Origin of the sequence: Pseudomonas sp. P7758 (assembly GCF_013386485.1) — a bacterium.
GTDB lineage: Bacteria > Pseudomonadota > Gammaproteobacteria > Pseudomonadales > Pseudomonadaceae > Aquipseudomonas.
Genome location: NZ_JACARS010000101.1, coordinates 26721 through 43693, shown reverse-complemented (window position 1 = coordinate 43693; position 16973 = coordinate 26721). Strand labels below are relative to the sequence as shown.

Here is a 16973-nt window from a genome sequence, read left to right as displayed (position 1 = left end):
AGCCGGCCGGGAGGCCGCTGGGCTCTTGATTTTGATCTGACTACCCCATCCAGCCCGAGGCCGAACGCAGGCAGTGCGCAGCAGCCAACCTGCAACTACAGCCCCATCACCCGAGCCAGGGATTGGCCGCCAAATGCTCACGCTCAAACGCCTTGATCTGCTCACTGCGCTGCAACGTCGTGCCAATAGCATCCAACCCCAACAACAACGCAGTCTTGCGCAACGTATCGATCTGGAACGCAATCACCTGCCCGTCCGCCAAAAGGATCTCCTGCGCCTCCAGGTCCACACTGATCTGCGCCTGCTCAGGCTGACTCACCATCTGCCCCAACCGCTGCAACACCGCCTCCTCCAGCGTGATCAACAACACCCCGTTACGCTGGCAGTTGTCATAGAAAATCCCCGCAAAGCTGCTGCCGATCAACGCGCGAATACCCATCTGCTTCAAGCCCCACACCGCATGCTCCCGGCTGGACCCACAGCCGAAGTTCGGCCCCACCACCATAAAGCTCGCGCCCTGCCAGGCCGGCTGGTTCAGCACAAATTGCGGGTCAGGCTCCCCCGAGGGCAAAAAGCGCAAATCAAAGAACAACCCGCGGTCCAGCCCGTTGCGGTCGATGCCCTTGAGAAACTGCTTGGGCATGATCACGTCGGTGTCGATATTGGCCGCCAGCATCGGCGCCGCCTTGCCGGTGATCCGAGTGAAGGGTTGCAAGCTCATGTGCGGTCTCCAAAGTGGCGAATATCTGTCAGCCGGCCAGTGATGGCCGCAGCGGCGACCATGGCCGGGCTCATCAGGTGCGTGCGGGCACCCGCACCCTGGCGGCCTTCGAAATTGCGGTTGGTGCTGGAGGCGCAGCGGTCGCCCGGCTCCAGCACGTCGTCGTTCATCGCCAGGCACATCGAGCAGCCCGACTGGCGCCATTCAAACCCGGCGTCGATAAAGATCGCGGCAAGGCCTTCGGCTTCGGCCTGGTCACGCACTTCGGTGGAGCCCGGCACGATCATCGCCCGCACATGGTCGGCCACGTGCTTGCCGCGCACCACGCTGGCGGCGTCGCGCAGGTCTTCGATACGGGCGTTGGTGCAGGAGCCGATAAACGCGTGGCTGATCACAATGTCGCTCAACGGCATGCCGGCTTCCAGGCCCATGTAGTTCAAGGCGCGGCGCATGTCCTGGCGCAGGATCAGGTCGCTGATGTCTTGCGGGTCCGGCACGCGGGCGCCGATGGGGGCGGCCTGGTCGGGGCTGGTGCCCCAGGTGACCATCGGCTCAAGAGCGCTGGCATCCAGTTGCACTTCGAGGTCGAACACCGCGTCGGCATCCGAGTGCAGTTGGCGCCAGCCCACCAGGGCGCGTTCCCACAACTCGCCCTTCGGCGCGCGTGGCTTGCCCTTGAGGTAGGCGAAGACTTTTTCATCCGGCGCCATGAACGCTCCACGTGCGCCGGCTTCCACCGCCATGTTGCAAATGGTCATGCGCGCCTCGACGCTCAAGGCATCGATGGTCGACCCACAAAACTCAATGGCGTAGCCGGTGGCACCCGAGGCACCGATCTTGCCGATCAGCGCCATGATCACGTCCTTGGAGGTCAGCCCACGGGCCAGTTCGCCGTCCACGGTCACACGCAGGCTTTTCAAACGCTTGTAGACCAGGGTTTGCGAGGCCAGCAAATGCTCGATTTCCGAAGTGCCAATGCCAAAGCCGAACGCGCCCAAGGCCCCGTAGGTGGTGGTGTGGCTGTCGCCGGCGGCGATCACCATGCCCGGCAGGATAAAACCCTGTTCCGGGGCGATCACGTGTTCGATGCCCTGGCGCTTGTCGAGGATATCCAACAGCTCGATCCCGAAATCCCGGCAATTTTCCGCCAGGTACGACACCTGGCGCGCGCCGCCCGCATCCGGCATGGTCGCGATGCGCTTGGGCGTGGTGGGGTTCACATGGTCGACCACCGCCAGCGCCGTACCGGGCCGCCACACACCACGGCCCGCCTCGCGCAAGCCGCTGAAAGCTTGCGGGCTGGTGTATTCATTGATCACCTGGCGGTCGATGTACAGCAGCACATGGCCCTGGTCATCCAGGCGGCACACCGTGTGGGAATCGATGTGTTTGTCGTAGAGGGTTCTGGCAGAAGTCATTATGGGGCTCGCTCAACGGTATGACCCCATCATAGGCAGCGCCCCCGCCCCATCAATCCCGCCTTGGTGATGGCTCGGAACATGTTTCGTGTTGCATGAATGCGTATCTGAAACATTTACTTTCATATCCGCCTTAGGGTTTTGTGTTTCTCATCCGTCTTAACTTAGATACAGCCGCTCGCGTCAGCAAAAGCTACGGGTGGCGTTTTCCGGGCCTTTACCGCCTCCCTCCGATCAAGACCCTCATTCACATGTCGAAGAAGTCACGCTCAAAACTCTGGTTTCTCGTGCACAGCTGGCTGGCATTGCCCATCTGGTTCTTTGTGCTGATCGTCTGCGTCACCGGCACCCTGGCGGTGGTCAGCCAGGAGATCGTCTGGCTGGCCAACCCGGACATCCGCGCCAGCAAGCCGTCGGACGATGCCGAACCGCTCACCTACGACCAGGTGATCGGCGCCATCAAGCGCGCCGAACCCCAGGTGATCGTCGAATCCCTGAGCCGCCCGGACGAATCGCACTTCGCCCTCAGCGCCGACCTCAGCTACCCCGACGGGCGCTCGCTGGAGGTCTACGTCAACCCATACACCGGGGTGATCCAGGGCATCAGCCCATCGTTCAACTTCCAGCAATTTACCCGTGCCCTGCATGGCTGGTGGCTGGTGCCTTTCACCAATGGCTACAGCTGGGGCTGGTACCTGGTCTCGCTGCTGGGCTTGCCGCTGCTGGCCTCGCTGGTCACCGGCCTCGTGGTCTACAAGCGTTTCTGGAAAGGTTTTTTCAGGCCGACCCTGCGCATTCGTCACGGTGCGCGGATTTTCTGGGGCGACTTCCACCGGTTGAGTGGCATCTGGTCGATCTGGTTTATCGCGGTGATTTCCATCACAGGCACCTGGTTCCTGATCCAGGCGATCCTGGGTGATAACCAGATCACCATTTCCAGCGAGCCGATCGTCCCGGCGATTGCCCGCGACAAAGTGCCGATGTCCGCCCCGGGCGTACCGGCGCCCATGATTCCCCTGGACGAGGCGATCAACATCGCCACCCAGCGCATTCCCGGGCTTGAGGCCAGCTTCGTGAGCCTGCCCAGCAACGCCTACAGCCACCTGCGCATCGGCGGGCGTGGCTGGTACCCGCTGATGTTCCAGACCGCGGAAATCAACCCGTACAACGGCGAAATCGCCGCCTCGCACCTGCTGTCCGACCGTTCGGCCCTGGAGTTCGTCACCGAATCCATGCGCCCGTTGCACACCGGGGACTTTGGCGGGATCTGGATCAAGCTGATCTGGGCCTTCTTCGGCCTGGTGCTGAGCATGATGGTCTTGAGCGGCTTGCTGATCTGGACCAAACGCACGGCCCTGGCCACCCTCAATGCGCTGAAACGCGAAGCCAAGGCAGCCCGTCAACCGGCGAAAACCCAGGCCTTGCAGGCTGAGACCACGGAGGCCACCCCATGAACAAGGCCATGACGGTTCAACCCCCCTCGCCCCTGCGGGCCTTCTGGCTCAAATGGCGCTTCCACATCAATATCCTGCTGTTGCTGGTGCCCCTGGGCTTCATGCCCAAGTACTTTGCCGACGCGGCACTGTTTCGCGGCGACAGCGGCCTGGGTGAACGGGAGATCGGCGAAGTACAGGTCGGCCCCTGGAGCCTGAAGCTCGCCGAGCTACGCAACGAGCCGCCGCGCCCGGACCCGGCAGGCCCGATGAAATCCTTCAACGCTGCCCTGTGTGCCACGTGCATCGACCAGGTCAAGGCGACCTACCTGCGTATCGGCAAGCCCCGCAGCCTGCGGGCGGCCGGGGTGATTTTCTTCGGCACCCCATACCGCATGGGCGCCGCGTTGCCGATCCCTGAGCGCACCCCGCTGGACGCCGAAGTGTGGATCACCATGGAAGGCTGGGACGGCGCCATGCACCAGGCCTCCATTCCCTTGAGCCAGGCATCGCCGGCCACCATCGACTGGCTGAAAAAACGAGGAGTTAAACCATGACTTTGCCGCAACTGGCCCGCACCGTTGGCGCGCTGATCCTCAGTGCCGGTTTCAGTACCGTCGCCCTCGCCCACAACCCGATGTGCGAATGCAAGGAAATCGCCGGCGAGCAGATCCAGTGCACCGGTGGTTTCTCCGATGGCAGCGGTGCCCCCGGCGTGACCCTGGATGTGATCGGCTACGACGAGACCATCCTGGTGCCAGGCAAGCTGGGAGAAGACTCGAAGCTGACCTTCAAGAAACCCTCCGCCGAGTTCTACGTGTTGTTTGATGCCGGCCCCGGCCACGTGGTGGAAATCGACCAAGCGGATATCCAGCCCCAATGAGCCGTACAACCCAAGTCGTGCGCCCGGCCGGTGCCGGGCACGAAACCCTGTATGTCCTGCTGTTGTGCCTGATCATCCTCGCCGTTGCCGGCACGGTGGTGGCCTTGCGCGGTGAAAGCCAGGAGATCGCCGCCGTGCCCAGCCACCAACTGGACGCCCGCCGCGACCTCAGCGCCGCCGAGCAAGGCATCTACGCCGACCTGCGGGTGACCCTGGATGAAATCCACTTGCTGCAGGAGGAACACAGCGCCCTGCCGACGCCTGAACAGCTGGCCGAAGAGGGCTTCGCGCCCTTCGCCCAGGACGCCAGTTCGGTGAGCCGTGGCGACCACCGCTGGCAGTTGCTGGACGCGGCCTATCTGGGCCTGAGCCAGACGCCGGACCTCAGCGGTTCGCTGTTGATGCGCATCCGCGGCGCCGAGCCGGATATCTGGCTCAACCGCAGCGCCCACCTCACCGCCCCCACCGACCTCACTGACCAGGCGCTGATCAGCGCGGGCTGGCAGCAGGTAGTCGCGCAATTCGATGCCGGTGTCACCCGCCAGCATCGTCACTGAATTCACGTTGCAGCCGAGAGAAGACCATGTCTATTTCATCTCCATTATTACGTCTGGTGCTGGTCGGCCTGATCACCGTGCTGCTGGCCCCGTTCGCCAGTGCCGACCCGGCAAAGCGCCTGCGCATCGGCATCACCCTGCACCCGTATTACAGCTACGTCGCCAATATCGTCGGCGACAAGGCTGAAGTTGTCCCGCTGATCCCGGCCGGTTTCAATCCCCATGCCTACGAACCCCGCGCCGAAGACATCAAACGCATCGGCACCCTTGATGTGATCGTGCTCAACGGCGTCGGCCATGACGATTTCGCCGACCGCATGATCGCCACCAGCGAGCGCCCGGACATCCCGGTGATCGAGGCCAACGCCAACGTGCCGCTGCTGGCCGCCACCGGCAACGCTGCGCGCGGTGCGGGCAAGGTGGTCAACCCGCACACCTTCCTGTCCATCAGCGCCTCGATTGCCCAGGTGAACAACATTGCCCGGGAACTGGGCAAACTCGACCCGGACAACGCCAAGACCTACACCCAGAACGCCCGCGCCTACGGCAAGCGCCTGCGCCAGATGCGCGCCGACGCCCTGGCCAAGCTCACCAGCGCGCCCAACCCCGACCTGCGGGTAGCCACCGTGCACGCGGCATATGACTACCTGCTGCGGGAATTCGGCCTGGAAGTCACCGCCGTGGTGGAACCGGCCCACGGCATCGAGCCGAGCCCCAGCCAGTTGAAGAAAACCATCGACCAACTGCGGGAACTGGACGTGAAAGTGATCTTCTCGGAGATGGATTTCCCGTCCAGCTACGTCGACACCATCCAGCGTGAATCCGGGGTGAAGCTGTACCCGCTGTCGCATATTTCCTATGGCGACTACAGCGCGGAAAAATACGAAGTGGAAATGACCGGCAACCTCAACACCGTGGCGCGGGCGATTCAGGAGTCCGGGGCATGACGGCGGCTGAACACCTGAGTGTGGCCAGCGTTGGCCCGACCCTCGACTTCGATAACGTCGCGCTGACCCTGGGCCGTACGGTGATCCTCGATGCAGTGAGTTTCCAGGTGCAACCCGGCAGCATCCATGCGCTGGTGGGCCCCAACGGCGGCGGCAAAAGCTCGCTGATCAAGACCCTGCTGGGGCAAACGCCGCACCAGGGTCAGTTGAGCCTGCATTGGCCGGATGCACCCGGCACCATCGGCTACGTGCCCCAGGCGCTGGAGTTCGACCGGGGCTTGCCGATGACCGTCGACGATTTCATGGCCGCGATGTGCCAGCGGCGTCCGGCGTTTCTCGGGCTGTCCAAACATTACGCCGCCGCGATTGGCGACGCACTGGAACGGGTCGGCATGCAGGACAAGCGCAAGCGGCGCATGGGTGCCCTGTCTGGCGGTGAACGCCAGCGGGTGCTGCTGGCCCAGGGCTTGATCCCGGCACCGCACTTGCTGGTGCTGGACGAACCGATGTCGGCGCTGGACGAAGCCGGGATCCAGGTGTTCGAGCGGCTGCTGAACGACTGGCGCCAGGCCGGGATCACCGTGCTGTGGATCGAACACGACCTGGAAGCCGTCGGCCGCCTGGCCGATCGCGTCACCGGCCTGAACCGCCGTGTGCTGTTCGACGCCACGCCGAAAGAGGCACTGACCCCGGACCGCCTGCTGACCCTGTTCTCCACCCACCCACGGAGCCCGGCCTTATGAGCTATGAAGCCTTTCGTCTGATGGTCCAGGGCTGGGCGTCTTCCGGGTATCTGCCGGAAGCGCTGGCCTATGGATTTGTAGTCAACGCCCTGCTCGCCGGCCTGCTGATCGGCCCGGTGCTGGGCGGTTTGGGCACCCTGGTGGTGGTCAAGCGCTTTGCGTTCTTTTCCGAAGCCGTGGGCCATGCCGCACTGACCGGCGTGGCCGTGGGCATTCTGCTGGGGGAACCCTACACCGGGCCTTACGGCAGCCTGTTCGGCTACTGCCTGCTGTTCGGGATCCTGCTCAACTACCTGCGCAACCGTACCGGCCTGGCGCCGGACACGCTGATCGGTGTATTCCTCTCGGTGTCCCTGGCCCTGGGCGCGAGCCTGCTGCTGATTCTGGCGGGCAAGATCAACGTGCACATTCTCGAAAACGTGCTGTTCGGCTCGGTGCTGACCGTCAACGGCAATGACCTGTTGGTGCTGGCGATTGTCGGCGCATTGGTGATGGCCCTGGCCCTGCCGCTGTACAACCGCATCATGCTCGCCAGCTTCAACCCGCAGTTGGCGGCGGTGCGCGGGGTGGCGGTGAAGACCCTGGACTACCTGTTCGTGATCCTGGTGACCCTGATCACCGTGGCGGCGGTCAAGGTCATCGGCGCGATCCTGGTGGGTGCGTTGCTGGTGATTCCGGCGGCCGCCGCACGCCTGTTGAGCCAGTCGCTCAAGGGCTTCTTCTGGATCTCGGTGGTGATCGCCACCGTCAGCACCCTGTGCGGGATCCTGCTGCCGATCATCTTCGACCTGCCGATTCCGTCCGGTGCCGCGATCATCCTAGTAGCCGGTATCGCCTTCGCCCTCGCCGCCATCGCCCGCGGCACGGTCCCCAGCCTGAAAGGGAATCTTGGATAATGCGCCCGATGTTTCGACCACTGCTTCTGGCCCTGGCCATTGCCACACCGGCATTCGCCGCCGACGGCGTCAAGCCGCTACAGATCACCGCCAACCAAGGCGTTGGCCATGCTGCCTTGAACCAGGCCAAGGCGACAAAACCGGTAAAAGTCCTCGCCGCCTTGCCGATCACCTATGGCTTGGCGCAGGTGTTGCTCAAAGGCACTGACGTACAGCTTGAGCGCGCGGCACCGGCCAACCTGCCCGGCTCGCGGCAAGTCGCCTATTTCACCGGGCGCGGCGCACAGGCGCTGAACACCCTGGCGCTGGACGCCGATGCAGCCATCGGCCTGCGCTCGCTGTGGCCCGACGACCCGCTGTACCCGGTGGCCCGGCGCAGCAATATCCGCATCGTCGAAGTCGACGCCGCGCGCCCGGTGGACGGCGGCTTGCCGGGGATTGCCGTGCAGCCGGGCGCCACCGACGGCCTGAACAGCCAGCCGTGGCAAGCCAGCAACAACATGGGGCGCATGGCCGATGTGATGGCCGCCGACCTGAGCCGCCTGGCGCCCGAGGCCAAGCCGCAGATCGAAGCCAACCTGGCCGCGCTCAAGCAACGCCTGCTCAAGCTCACCGCCGACAGCGAAGCGCGACTGGCCAAGGCCGATAACCTGACGGTGGCCAGCTTGAGCGATCACTTTGGTTATCTCGTCAGTGGCTTGAACCTGGAGCTGGTCAGCACCGATGCAAGGGCGGATACCGAGTGGACACCCGAGGCGTTGCAGCAACTGAGCGAAGGCTTGAAGGAGAATGAGGTGGCCGTGGTGCTGCATCACCGCAAGCCAAGCGATGCAGTGCAGGCGGCGGTCACGGCGGGCGGGGCGAAGTTGCTGGTGCTGGGCACCGATGGCGCCGACCCGGTGGCGGAACTGGAAGGCAATGTGGATCAGGTGATCAAGGCGCTGTAACGCGCCTCTCACCGGCGAAACACAGTAAATGTGGGAGCGGGCTTGCTCGCGAATGCGGTGTGACAGTCAACACATACGGTGACTGAAACAACGCCTTCGCGAGCAAGCCCGCTCCCACATTTGAGTCGGTGTTATGCCCGAGGTCCGGGTCAGCCGGCAAGTGCCTGGCTATCCATCTTCTGGCGCAGGCTCAGCGGACGCATGTCGGTCCACACTTCTTCGATGTAGGCCAGGCACTCCTTCTTCATCCCGCTCTTGCCCACGGTGCGCCAGCCTTCCGGCACGGCCTTGTAGTCGGGCCAGATGGAATATTGTTCTTCATGGTTGACCACTACCTGAAACAGGATGTCTTCGCGGTCGAATACTGAGGTCATTGCTGTTCTCCGTCGGTGTAAGGCTGGCTGCGCACCACGCACAGCTGATGTAAGAAGGAACGTGCCAGCCCGATAAAAAATTAGAGGCTGGTGACTGACGCCGCCAGGGCGCGACCAAAAATCTCGGCCACACGGTCGATTTCTGCGGCAGTAATCACCAGCGGCGGCAGGAAACGCACGACGCTGCCGTGTCGCCCGCCCAGTTCGAGAATCAACCCGCGCTTGAGGCATTCACGCTGCACCAGCGGCGCCAGTTGGCGATGCACCGGCGGGTGGCCCTGGGCATCAGGCGCACCGGCGGGGTCCACCAGTTCCACACCGAGCATCAGCCCACGGCCACGAATGTCTCCCAACTGCGGGAAGTCGCGCTGCAGGATGCGCAGGTGTTCGCCGAGGCGCTCGCCCATGGCGGCCGCGTGGGCGGGAATGTCGTGGTCCTTGAGGTAACGCATCACCGCCGAGCCGGCCGCCATGGCCATCTGATTGCCACGGAAGGTCCCGGCATGGGCGCCCGGCAACCAGGTGTCGAGCCAGTCGCGATACACCACCACCGCCAGTGGCAGGCTGCCGCCGATGGCTTTGGACAGCACGACCACGTCCGGGACAATGCCGGCATGTTCGAAGGCAAACATCTTGCCGGTGCGACCAAAGCCGCTCTGGATTTCGTCAACGATCAGCGCCACACCAGCCTGCTCGGTAATGCGCCGCAGGCCGCGCAGCCAGTCGAGATCAGCCGGGATCACACCGCCCTCGCCTTGCACCACCTCGACGATCACCGCCGCCGGCAGCAATACACCGGCCTCGGGATCGTTGAGCAGGTTTTCCAGATAATGCAGGTTGACCTTGACCCCTTCCGCGCCGCCCAGCCCGAACGGGCAACGGTAGTCGTACGGGAATGGCAGGAATTGCACGCCATTGCCGAGCAAGGCGCCCAGTGGCTTCTTCGGCCCCAGGCTGCCCATCAGGCTCAGGGCGCCTTGGCTCATGCCGTGATAACCGCCCTGGAATGACAACACCGTGCTCCGCCCGGTGGCGGTGCGCACCAGTTTCAGCGCGGCCTCCACCGCATCGGTGCCGGTGGGGCCGCAGAACTGGATCCTGGCTTCCTGCGCCAGCGCCGGCGGCAGCAGGCCGAACAGGTCCTGCACGAATTGGTCCTTGACCGGCGTGGTCAGGTCCAGGGTGTGCAACGGCAATTCATCGCTCAGCACCTGGCGAATGGCATCGATCACCACCGGGTGGTTGTGCCCCAGCGCCAGGGTGCCGGCCCCGGCCAGGCAATCGATAAAGCTGCGGCCTTCGACGTCCTCGACATAGATCCCGCGGGCGCGCTTGAGCGCCAGGGGAATGCGCCGTGGGTAGCTGCGGGCATTGGATTCCTGCTGGCGCTGGCGGGCCAGCAGCGGGGTTTCATCGAACTGGTAAAGCGTTTCCGCAGGGACCGCCTGGGTCTCTTCGATACGGCTGGTAGCGACTGACATCTCTCGATCCCTCAATACGCTGATGATGGTGACCAAACTGCCCACCCGTTGGCGCCAGGCCCAAGGGCCGCGCACGGATTTCCTGTTCTGGAAACGCATCAGCGAAGGGAGGATTTACACCTGTGGTCGTTAAAAACAGCTTTAGCGGATTTACCCGGCCACCCCGGTGTATTTTTCATTCAACGCATACAGGATCGCGCAGGTCTGCGCATCCAGCCGCCCGCTGTAGTCAGAGGGCCGAAAATGCATCTGGAACGCACGGACACGTTGCTGGAAACCCAGGCGATTTTTCGCCGGGGCATAACCGTAGCGCTGGAACGCCCGCTCCACCTCAACCTCTGGCGGCAGGCCGATGTCGAACCGACGTTGATAGGCCATCTTGGCCACCTCTTCATACCAGGCTCCCACGCCCGCCTCGAACAGGCAGCGCCATGGCAAGCGGGGGCCGGGGTCGCTCTTGCGCCAATAGGCAATGTCGGAATGCCCGAGGATGTCGGTAGGACCGATCGCCGGGTAACGCACCTGAATGTCACGAATCAAAGCGATCAACACGTCAATCTGCTCTGCGCCATAGGCCGGGAAGGTCAACACACCGGCGTCATCCCGGGCCTGGTTGACGATTTCAATGCCGATGGAGCGGCTGTTGAGGTTATCGCGCCCGGCCCAGTGGCTGGTGCCGGCGTGCCAGGCGCGTTGCGCTTCGTCCACCAGGCGAAATACCCGCAACTCGTCATAGCCGGCGGCGCGGTAGCTGGCGTCATGGGGGTCGGCCAACAGGTAGTGGGCACTGAAACCGTCGCGGGTCAGTGCACGCAATGACGAGGCAAAGGGCGCGGCGGTGTAATGCACAATCACCTGGCGCACGGCCTGGCCATTGCGCTCATTGAAGTCGTTTGCGGGATACGTGGAATCGATAACCAACATAGGGGCTGTCCTTTTCAACACAGGCCGAGTCATTCAGCCGGTTCAAACACAAAAAAATTACCGCCATCCTGAAGCGTTGCGCTTGAGGATGGCGGTAGCTATGTGTGCTGTGAAAAGAAGGTTTCAGCGCCGCAACGGCATGCCCAGGTCGACGCGCATGCCATCGGCCTGGCTGTCGAATTTCAGGGAGCACGAGCAGCGCTGCACGATGGCCTGGACGATCGCCAACCCCAGGCCGCAACCCGGGCTGTTGCCGTTGCGCCAGAAGCGCTGGGTCAAGTGTTGCAAGTCTTCGCTGGAAATCGGCGCGCCATGGTCACGCACCCGGAACACCACATTGTCGCCAGCGCTGGACACACTCAGCTCCACCCGGGTATCGGCCGGGGTGTGGCGCAACGCGTTGTCCAGCAGGTTGCGAAGGGCCGCGACGGCCAGGCCCACCGGCATTTCCAAAGGTTTTTCGGACAAACCGTCTGCCAGGATCAGGTCAATACGCTGATTGTCGCCGCCGTTGGCATCCTGGATCGCCAGTTGCGCAACTTGCTCGGCACTCGATTGCAGGCCGTCATCAAACGACAGGCTGCCTTCGACCCGCGCCAGCAGCAGCAACTGCTCAAGGGTGCGGTGCAAGCGGTCGGCGCCCTCTTCAGCGTGGGCCAGGGACTGGTCACGGGCGGCGCCTTCGGTCATGCGCGCCACTTGCAGGTGGGTCTTGATCGCGGTCAACGGGCTGCGCAATTCGTGGGCCGCGTCACCGGTCAAGCGGCGTTCGCGCTCGATAGTCTTGGCGATGCGCTGCAGCAACTGGTTCTGGGTGTCGAGCAGTGGCTTGAGTTCGCTGGGCAGCGGGCTGATCTGCAACGGTTCGAGGGAGTCGGCACTGCGGCGCATCAAGGCGTCACGCATGCGGTTGAGCGGCAACAGGCTCTGGCCGATCCCCAGCCACAACAGGCACAGGCAGCCCAACAATGCCACGCCCACCGGCACCGAGGCGGCCAGCAGGATCGACAGGTTCAACGCTTCACGCTCCACCTGCCGGTCGGCGGTGGTGATAAACAAATCGCCACGGGACAGGGTAAAGCTGCGCCAGCCCACGCCATCAATCATCTGGTCGCGAAAGCCGCTCTTGCGCGACTCCAGGCCCTGGTCCGGCGTGGTGTGGCTGCGGGCCAAAACCACGCCGCGCAAGGAACTGACCTGGCACGCCATACCGCCTGGCACATTCAATTGTTCGGCGCTGAAGTGCGCGCCCTCCCCCGTGCTGGAGAGGCCGGGCATCTGCTCCATCAGCCCCGCCACCATGCGCGCCGACGCCACCAGGCGCTGGTCGAGGGAAAACATCATCTGGTTGCGCAGGTCGTTGAGCATCCACGCGGCGGCCAGGACCCAGATCAGCACGAAAGCTGCGCCGAGCTTGAAGGTCAGCCGCAGGCGCAGGCTCATCACGAAGCGTCCTCTCCACCGTCAGCCGGGCCCAGGCGATAGCCCAGGCCGCGCACGGTTTCGACGATGCCGTTGCCGAGTTTGCGCCGCAGGTGGTGGATGTGCACGTTGAGGGCGTTGCTTTCCAGTTCGTCGTTCAGGCCGTAGACGCTGTCCTTGAGCTGCTCGCTGGAGAGCACCCGGCCGCGGTTCTGCAACAGGGCCTGCAACAGCGCCTGCTCGCGGCGGGACAGGTCCACCGACTCACCGCCCAGCAACGTTTCGCGGCTGCTGGGGTTGTAGGTCAGGCGCCCGTGCTCGATCAGGTTGACGCTGCGCCCAGCCACCCGGCGCAACAGGGTGTGCAGGCGTGCGGCGAGTTCGCGCAGGTCGAAGGGTTTGAGCAGGTAGTCGTCGGCACCGGCCTGCAGGCCGTCGACGCGGTTGGTCACCGAATCCCGTGCGGTCAGGATCAGCACTGGAATCTCCAGGCCCTGGCTGCGCAGTTGCTGCAACAGCTTCAAGCCGTCTTCATCCGGCAGGCCGAGGTCGAGTACCATCACGTCGAATTCCGCCACCTTGAGCATCGCCCGGGCAGCCGCAGCCGTGCCGACGCGCTCGACCGTCAGGCCCTGGGCGCTGAGCCCGGCAACAATGCCGCTGGCGATCAGCTCGTCGTCTTCACAGACCAGTACGTGCATGGTGAACCCTTTGCAAAATGTGAGGGTGATTAAAAAGGCAGTGGATTAAGCGTGCATTATGCCGCCAACGCCAAGAATCCCGGATAATCGCTTCTTTCTAGGATAGCCCGGTTAATCATCGGTTAATCAACGCCACACATTGTGTGTCCCACTTGCTTCGAACTAAGGCTTGATCATGCGGCATCTGTTTATCTTTCTGCTGGTAGTGTTTGCTGGATTCGCCCAGGCCGCGCCTGGCAACAATCCATTCGAGACCAAACCCGACTTCCTCCCGGTAGGCAAAGCCTTCACCTTTACCTCCGAGCGTCTGGCCTCCGGCGAAACCCAGTTGTATTGGCAGATTGCCGACGGTTACTACCTGTACCAGCAGCGCATGAAATTCGATGGCCTGGCCGAAAAGCCGACGTTGCCCCAGGGCGAAGCCCACAGCGACGAGTTCTTCGGCGAGCAGCAAGTCTATCGCCAGGGCCTGGAAGTGAAGATTCCCGCCGGCGCCACCGGCCAGGTCAAACTCGGCTGGCAAGGCTGCGCCGATGCCGGCCTGTGCTACCCGCCGCAATCGATCACCGTGGACCTGGGCGGCAACCCTGCCGTCGCCGCCACCGGCCAGGCCCAGGACCAAAGCCTGGCCAGCGGCCTGCAACAACGCAGCCTGGGCTGGAGCCTGCTGGTGTTCTTCGGCCTGGGCCTGCTGCTGGCCTTCGCCCCGTGTTCCCTGCCGATGTTGCCGATCCTCGCCGGCCTTGTGGTCGGCAGCGGCGCCAGCCCACGGCGCGGCTTTGCCCTGGCCACCAGCTACGTGGTGTGCATGGCGCTGGTGTATGCCGCGCTCGGTGTATTGGCTGCGCTGCTCGGCGGCAACCTCGCCGCCCTGCTGCAAACCCCGTGGATCCTCGGCAGCTTCGCTGCGTTGTTTGTGATTCTCGCCCTGCCGATGTTCGGCTTCTTTGAACTGCAACTGCCGGCCTTCCTGCGCGATCGCCTGGACAACGTCAGCCGCAACCAAAGCGGCGGCAGCCTGGTAGGCGCCGGCGTGCTCGGCGCCCTGTCCGGCTTGCTGGTGGGCCCGTGCATGACCGCGCCCCTGGCCGGCGCGCTGCTGTACATCGCCCAAAGCGGCAACGCCTTGCACGGCGGTTTGATCCTGTTTGCCATGGGCATCGGCATCGGTGTGCCGCTGTTGCTGCTGGTGACCGTGGGCAACCGCTTCCTGCCCAAGCCTGGCACCTGGATGAATATCCTCAAGGGCATCTTCGGCTTCCTGTTCCTCGCCACCGCCGTGCTGATGATTCGCCCGGTGGTCGGTGAAACCCTGTGGCTCGGCTTGTGGGGTGTGCTGGCGCTGGTCATGGCCTACTGCGGCTGGCGCCTGGCCCGCGATTTCGGGCGTACCGCCATGCTGTTCGGTGCCGGTTCGCTGGTGCTGGGCCTCTGGGGCAGCGTATTGGTGATCGGCGCGGCCGGCGGCAGCGACGACCTGTGGCAACCGCTGAAGGTCTACAGCGGCTCGCGGGCAGCCGGTGCTCCCACCGCCCACGAAGCCTTCATGACCATCAACGACCCGGCCGTGCTGCAAAGCCAGCTCGACAGTGCCAAGGCCCAGGGCCAATGGGTGCTGGTGGACTACTACGCCGACTGGTGCGTGTCGTGCAAGATCATGGAAAAACAGGTGTTCGGCAAACCCGAGGTACTGGACGCCCTCAAGGATGTGCGCCTGCTGCGCCTCGACGTCACCGCCGACAACGCCGCCAGCCGCGAGCTGCTGGGCCGCTACAAAGTCCCGGGCCCGCCGAGCTTCGTCTGGATCGCCCCTGATGGTGAAGAGCGCCGCGCCCAGCGCATCACCGGCGAAGTCGACGCCGCCGCCTTCCTGCAACGCTGGACCCAAGCCCGGGAAGCCCTCTGATGCTGACACTGACCATCGGCACCTTCGCCATCGCCCTGAATCACTTGCTGCTGATCACGGCGTTGATCCTCGCCACCCTGGTGGGCTGGCGGGTGGCCAAGCGCGGCGGCGAGAACCCCGAGTCGGTGCTGTTCACCCTGTTTCTGCTGGGCATGCTCGCCGCACGCGCCAGCTTCGTATTGATGTACTGGTCGTACTACCAGAATGACCCGCTGCAAATCGTCGACCTGCGCGACGGCGGTTTTCTCGCCTGGCCCGGCGTGATCGTGCTGATCATCGGCGCGCTGATCTACGGCTGGCGCCGCCCGCTGCTGCGCAAGCCACTGAGCGCCGGTGTGATCACCGGCCTGGCGTTCTGGGCCTTGACCAGCCTGTCCCTGACCCTCTACGAAAAAGGCACGCACCTGCCGGACATTGCCCTGCGCAACGCCAATGGCGAAACCGTGCAACTGGCCGACTACAAGGGCGGCCCGCTGGTGATCAACCTGTGGGCCACCTGGTGCCCGCCGTGCCGACGCGAAATGCCGGTACTGGAAAGTGCCCAGCGCCAGCGCCCGGACGTGACCTTCCTGTTCGTCAACCAGGCCGAAAGCATGCAAAGCGTCGCCACCTACCTGGCGACCCAGGGCCTGAACCTGGACAACGTGCTGTTCGACGCCAGCGGCCGCCTCGGCCAGGCCGTCGGCTCCATGGCCTTGCCGACGACCCTGTTCTACCAACCGGACGGCCGCCTGATCAACAGCCACCTGGGCGAGTTGTCCCAGGCCAGCCTGGCCCGCGCCATGGAACGCTTCGAGCCGATCCCCGCCAAACCGGCCTTGCCGGCCACCACAAGGAATTCGCCATGCTCCGCCTCCGCCACCTGCTGACACTCCTGCCCCTGACCCTGGCCGCCAGCCTGGTCCACGCCGAAGACTGGCCGGCGCCGATCAAGAACATCGAGGCCAAGGGGGCCAAGATCATCGGCAAGTTCGATGCGCCCAGCGGCCTCACAGGTTACGCGGCGCAATACCAGAACCGTGGCATGGCGCTGTACCTGACTGCCGATGGCAAAAGCGTGATTGCCGGCAACCTGTACGACGCCGATGGCAATGACCTGAGCACCGCGCCGCTGGAGAAACTGGTGTATGCGCCGATGGCCAAGGAAGTCTGGGCCAAGATGGAACACAGCAACTGGATCCAGGACGGCAACAAGGACGCGCCGCGCATCGTGTACCTGTTCAGCGACCCGAACTGCCCGTACTGCAATATGTTCTGGGAGCAGGCGCGGCCTTGGGTGAAGTCGGGCAAGGTGCAGTTGCGGCACATCATGGTGGGGATTATCCGTGAAGACAGCCCGGGCAAGTCGGCCGCGCTGTTTGCCGCCAAGGACCCGCAACAGGCCTTGGAAGCCCATGAGTCGGCCGGTAAAGGCAGCAAGTTGCAGGCGCTGGAGAAGATCCCGGCGGATATCCAGGCCAAGCTTGATTCGAATATGAAGCTGATGGACGAACTGGAGTTGTCGGCCACGCCGGCAATTTTCTATCTGGATGACAAGGGTGGGTTGCAGCAACAGCAAGGAGCGCCGTCGCCGGATAAGCTGGTGAAGATTCTCGGTCCGAAATAATCAGCCCTAGCCTG

The 16973-nt window shown here is 63.9% G+C and carries 18 protein-coding genes; 11 read left to right on the top strand and 7 right to left on the bottom strand.

The features are described from left to right. Positions 1 to 106: 106 nt before the first annotated feature. Together leuD and leuC are read right to left on the bottom strand one after the other, a co-directional pair. Complete coding sequence (leuD, locus tag HX873_RS21415; protein ID WP_003208984.1) at positions 107 to 721, bottom strand: 3-isopropylmalate dehydratase small subunit; 615 nt, start codon at positions 719 to 721, stop codon at positions 107 to 109. Next, the gene (gene leuC, locus HX873_RS21410; RefSeq protein WP_003208986.1) at positions 718 to 2139 is read right to left on the bottom strand and encodes a 3-isopropylmalate dehydratase large subunit; all 1422 of its coding nucleotides are present in this window, start codon (positions 2137 to 2139) and stop codon (positions 718 to 720) included. Before leuC ends, leuD begins: the two co-directional genes overlap by 4 nt. Positions 2140 to 2390: 251 nt before the next feature. On the opposite strand from leuC, the gene HX873_RS21405 reads away from it, so the two are divergent. The 8 genes from HX873_RS21405 to HX873_RS21370 are packed head-to-tail and all read left to right on the top strand — an operon-like array spanning position 2391 to position 8545. Further along, positions 2391 to 3593 carry a PepSY domain-containing protein gene (locus HX873_RS21405; protein WP_008431658.1) on the top strand — a complete coding sequence of 401 codons (1203 nt, stop codon included), beginning with the start codon at positions 2391 to 2393 and terminating at the stop codon, positions 3591 to 3593. Further along, the gene (locus HX873_RS21400) at positions 3590 to 4129 is read left to right on the top strand and encodes a hypothetical protein (protein WP_008431660.1); all 540 of its coding nucleotides are present in this window, start codon (positions 3590 to 3592) and stop codon (positions 4127 to 4129) included. Before HX873_RS21405 ends, HX873_RS21400 begins: the two co-directional genes overlap by 4 nt. Continuing rightward, the gene (locus HX873_RS21395; protein WP_003208992.1) at positions 4126 to 4455 is read left to right on the top strand and encodes a hypothetical protein; all 330 of its coding nucleotides are present in this window, start codon (positions 4126 to 4128) and stop codon (positions 4453 to 4455) included. The genes HX873_RS21400 and HX873_RS21395 overlap by 4 nt, the downstream gene beginning before the upstream one ends. Further along, a complete protein-coding gene (locus tag HX873_RS21390) occupies positions 4452 to 5012 on the top strand; it encodes a DUF6162 family protein (protein ID WP_102605703.1) in 561 nt (186 codons plus the stop codon). The genes HX873_RS21395 and HX873_RS21390 overlap by 4 nt, the downstream gene beginning before the upstream one ends. A gap of 26 nt (positions 5013 to 5038) precedes the next feature. Continuing rightward, a complete protein-coding gene (locus tag HX873_RS21385; RefSeq protein WP_177123175.1) occupies positions 5039 to 5959 on the top strand; it encodes a metal ABC transporter substrate-binding protein in 921 nt (306 codons plus the stop codon). Beyond that, positions 5956 to 6702 (top strand): metal ABC transporter ATP-binding protein, encoded by a 747-nt coding sequence (locus HX873_RS21380; RefSeq protein ID WP_177008988.1) that lies wholly within the window; start codon positions 5956 to 5958, stop codon positions 6700 to 6702. Before HX873_RS21385 ends, HX873_RS21380 begins: the two co-directional genes overlap by 4 nt. Then, on the top strand, positions 6699 to 7598 hold the full coding sequence (locus HX873_RS21375; protein WP_003208998.1) for a metal ABC transporter permease: 900 nt from the start codon (positions 6699 to 6701) through the stop codon (positions 7596 to 7598). Before HX873_RS21380 ends, HX873_RS21375 begins: the two co-directional genes overlap by 4 nt. Beyond that, positions 7598 to 8545: a metal ABC transporter solute-binding protein, Zn/Mn family gene (locus tag HX873_RS21370; protein ID WP_003208999.1), complete on the top strand. Its 948-nt coding sequence runs from the start codon at positions 7598 to 7600 to the stop codon at positions 8543 to 8545. Before HX873_RS21375 ends, HX873_RS21370 begins: the two co-directional genes overlap by 1 nt. A 149-nt stretch (positions 8546 to 8694) precedes the next feature. On the opposite strand, the gene HX873_RS21365 is transcribed toward HX873_RS21370, so the two are convergent. From HX873_RS21365 to HX873_RS21345, 5 genes are all read right to left on the bottom strand, one after another. Continuing rightward, complete coding sequence (locus HX873_RS21365) at positions 8695 to 8919, bottom strand: MbtH family protein (protein WP_003209001.1); 225 nt, start codon at positions 8917 to 8919, stop codon at positions 8695 to 8697. Positions 8920 to 8999: 80 nt separating this feature from the next. Continuing rightward, a complete protein-coding gene (locus HX873_RS21360) occupies positions 9000 to 10400 on the bottom strand; it encodes an aspartate aminotransferase family protein (protein WP_177123174.1) in 1401 nt (466 codons plus the stop codon). Positions 10401 to 10550: 150 nt separating this feature from the next. Beyond that, entirely contained in the window at positions 10551 to 11324 is a 774-nt protein-coding gene (locus HX873_RS21355) for an N-acetylmuramoyl-L-alanine amidase (protein WP_003209007.1), read from the bottom strand. A gap of 123 nt (positions 11325 to 11447) precedes the next feature. Further along, positions 11448 to 12767, bottom strand: a complete 1320-nt coding sequence (locus HX873_RS21350) for an ATP-binding protein (protein ID WP_008431673.1) — start codon at positions 12765 to 12767, stop codon at positions 11448 to 11450. Continuing rightward, positions 12767 to 13447 (bottom strand): response regulator, encoded by a 681-nt coding sequence (locus HX873_RS21345; RefSeq protein WP_003209011.1) that lies wholly within the window; start codon positions 13445 to 13447, stop codon positions 12767 to 12769. Before HX873_RS21345 ends, HX873_RS21350 begins: the two co-directional genes overlap by 1 nt. Positions 13448 to 13622: 175 nt before the next feature. Here HX873_RS21345 and dsbD point away from each other — a divergent pair, with 175 nt between their 5' ends. From dsbD to dsbG, 3 genes are read left to right on the top strand one after another with little or no spacing between them, the layout of a single operon-like run. Further along, positions 13623 to 15353, top strand: coding sequence for a protein-disulfide reductase DsbD (gene dsbD, locus HX873_RS21340; protein WP_177123173.1), 1731 nt, complete (start codon positions 13623 to 13625; stop codon positions 15351 to 15353). Continuing rightward, the gene (locus HX873_RS21335) at positions 15353 to 16222 is read left to right on the top strand and encodes a TlpA disulfide reductase family protein (protein ID WP_177123172.1); all 870 of its coding nucleotides are present in this window, start codon (positions 15353 to 15355) and stop codon (positions 16220 to 16222) included. The genes dsbD and HX873_RS21335 overlap by 1 nt, the downstream gene beginning before the upstream one ends. Beyond that, entirely contained in the window at positions 16198 to 16959 is a 762-nt protein-coding gene (gene dsbG / locus HX873_RS21330) for a thiol:disulfide interchange protein DsbG (RefSeq protein ID WP_003209017.1), read from the top strand. The genes HX873_RS21335 and dsbG overlap by 25 nt, the downstream gene beginning before the upstream one ends. Positions 16960 to 16973 lie beyond the last annotated feature (14 nt).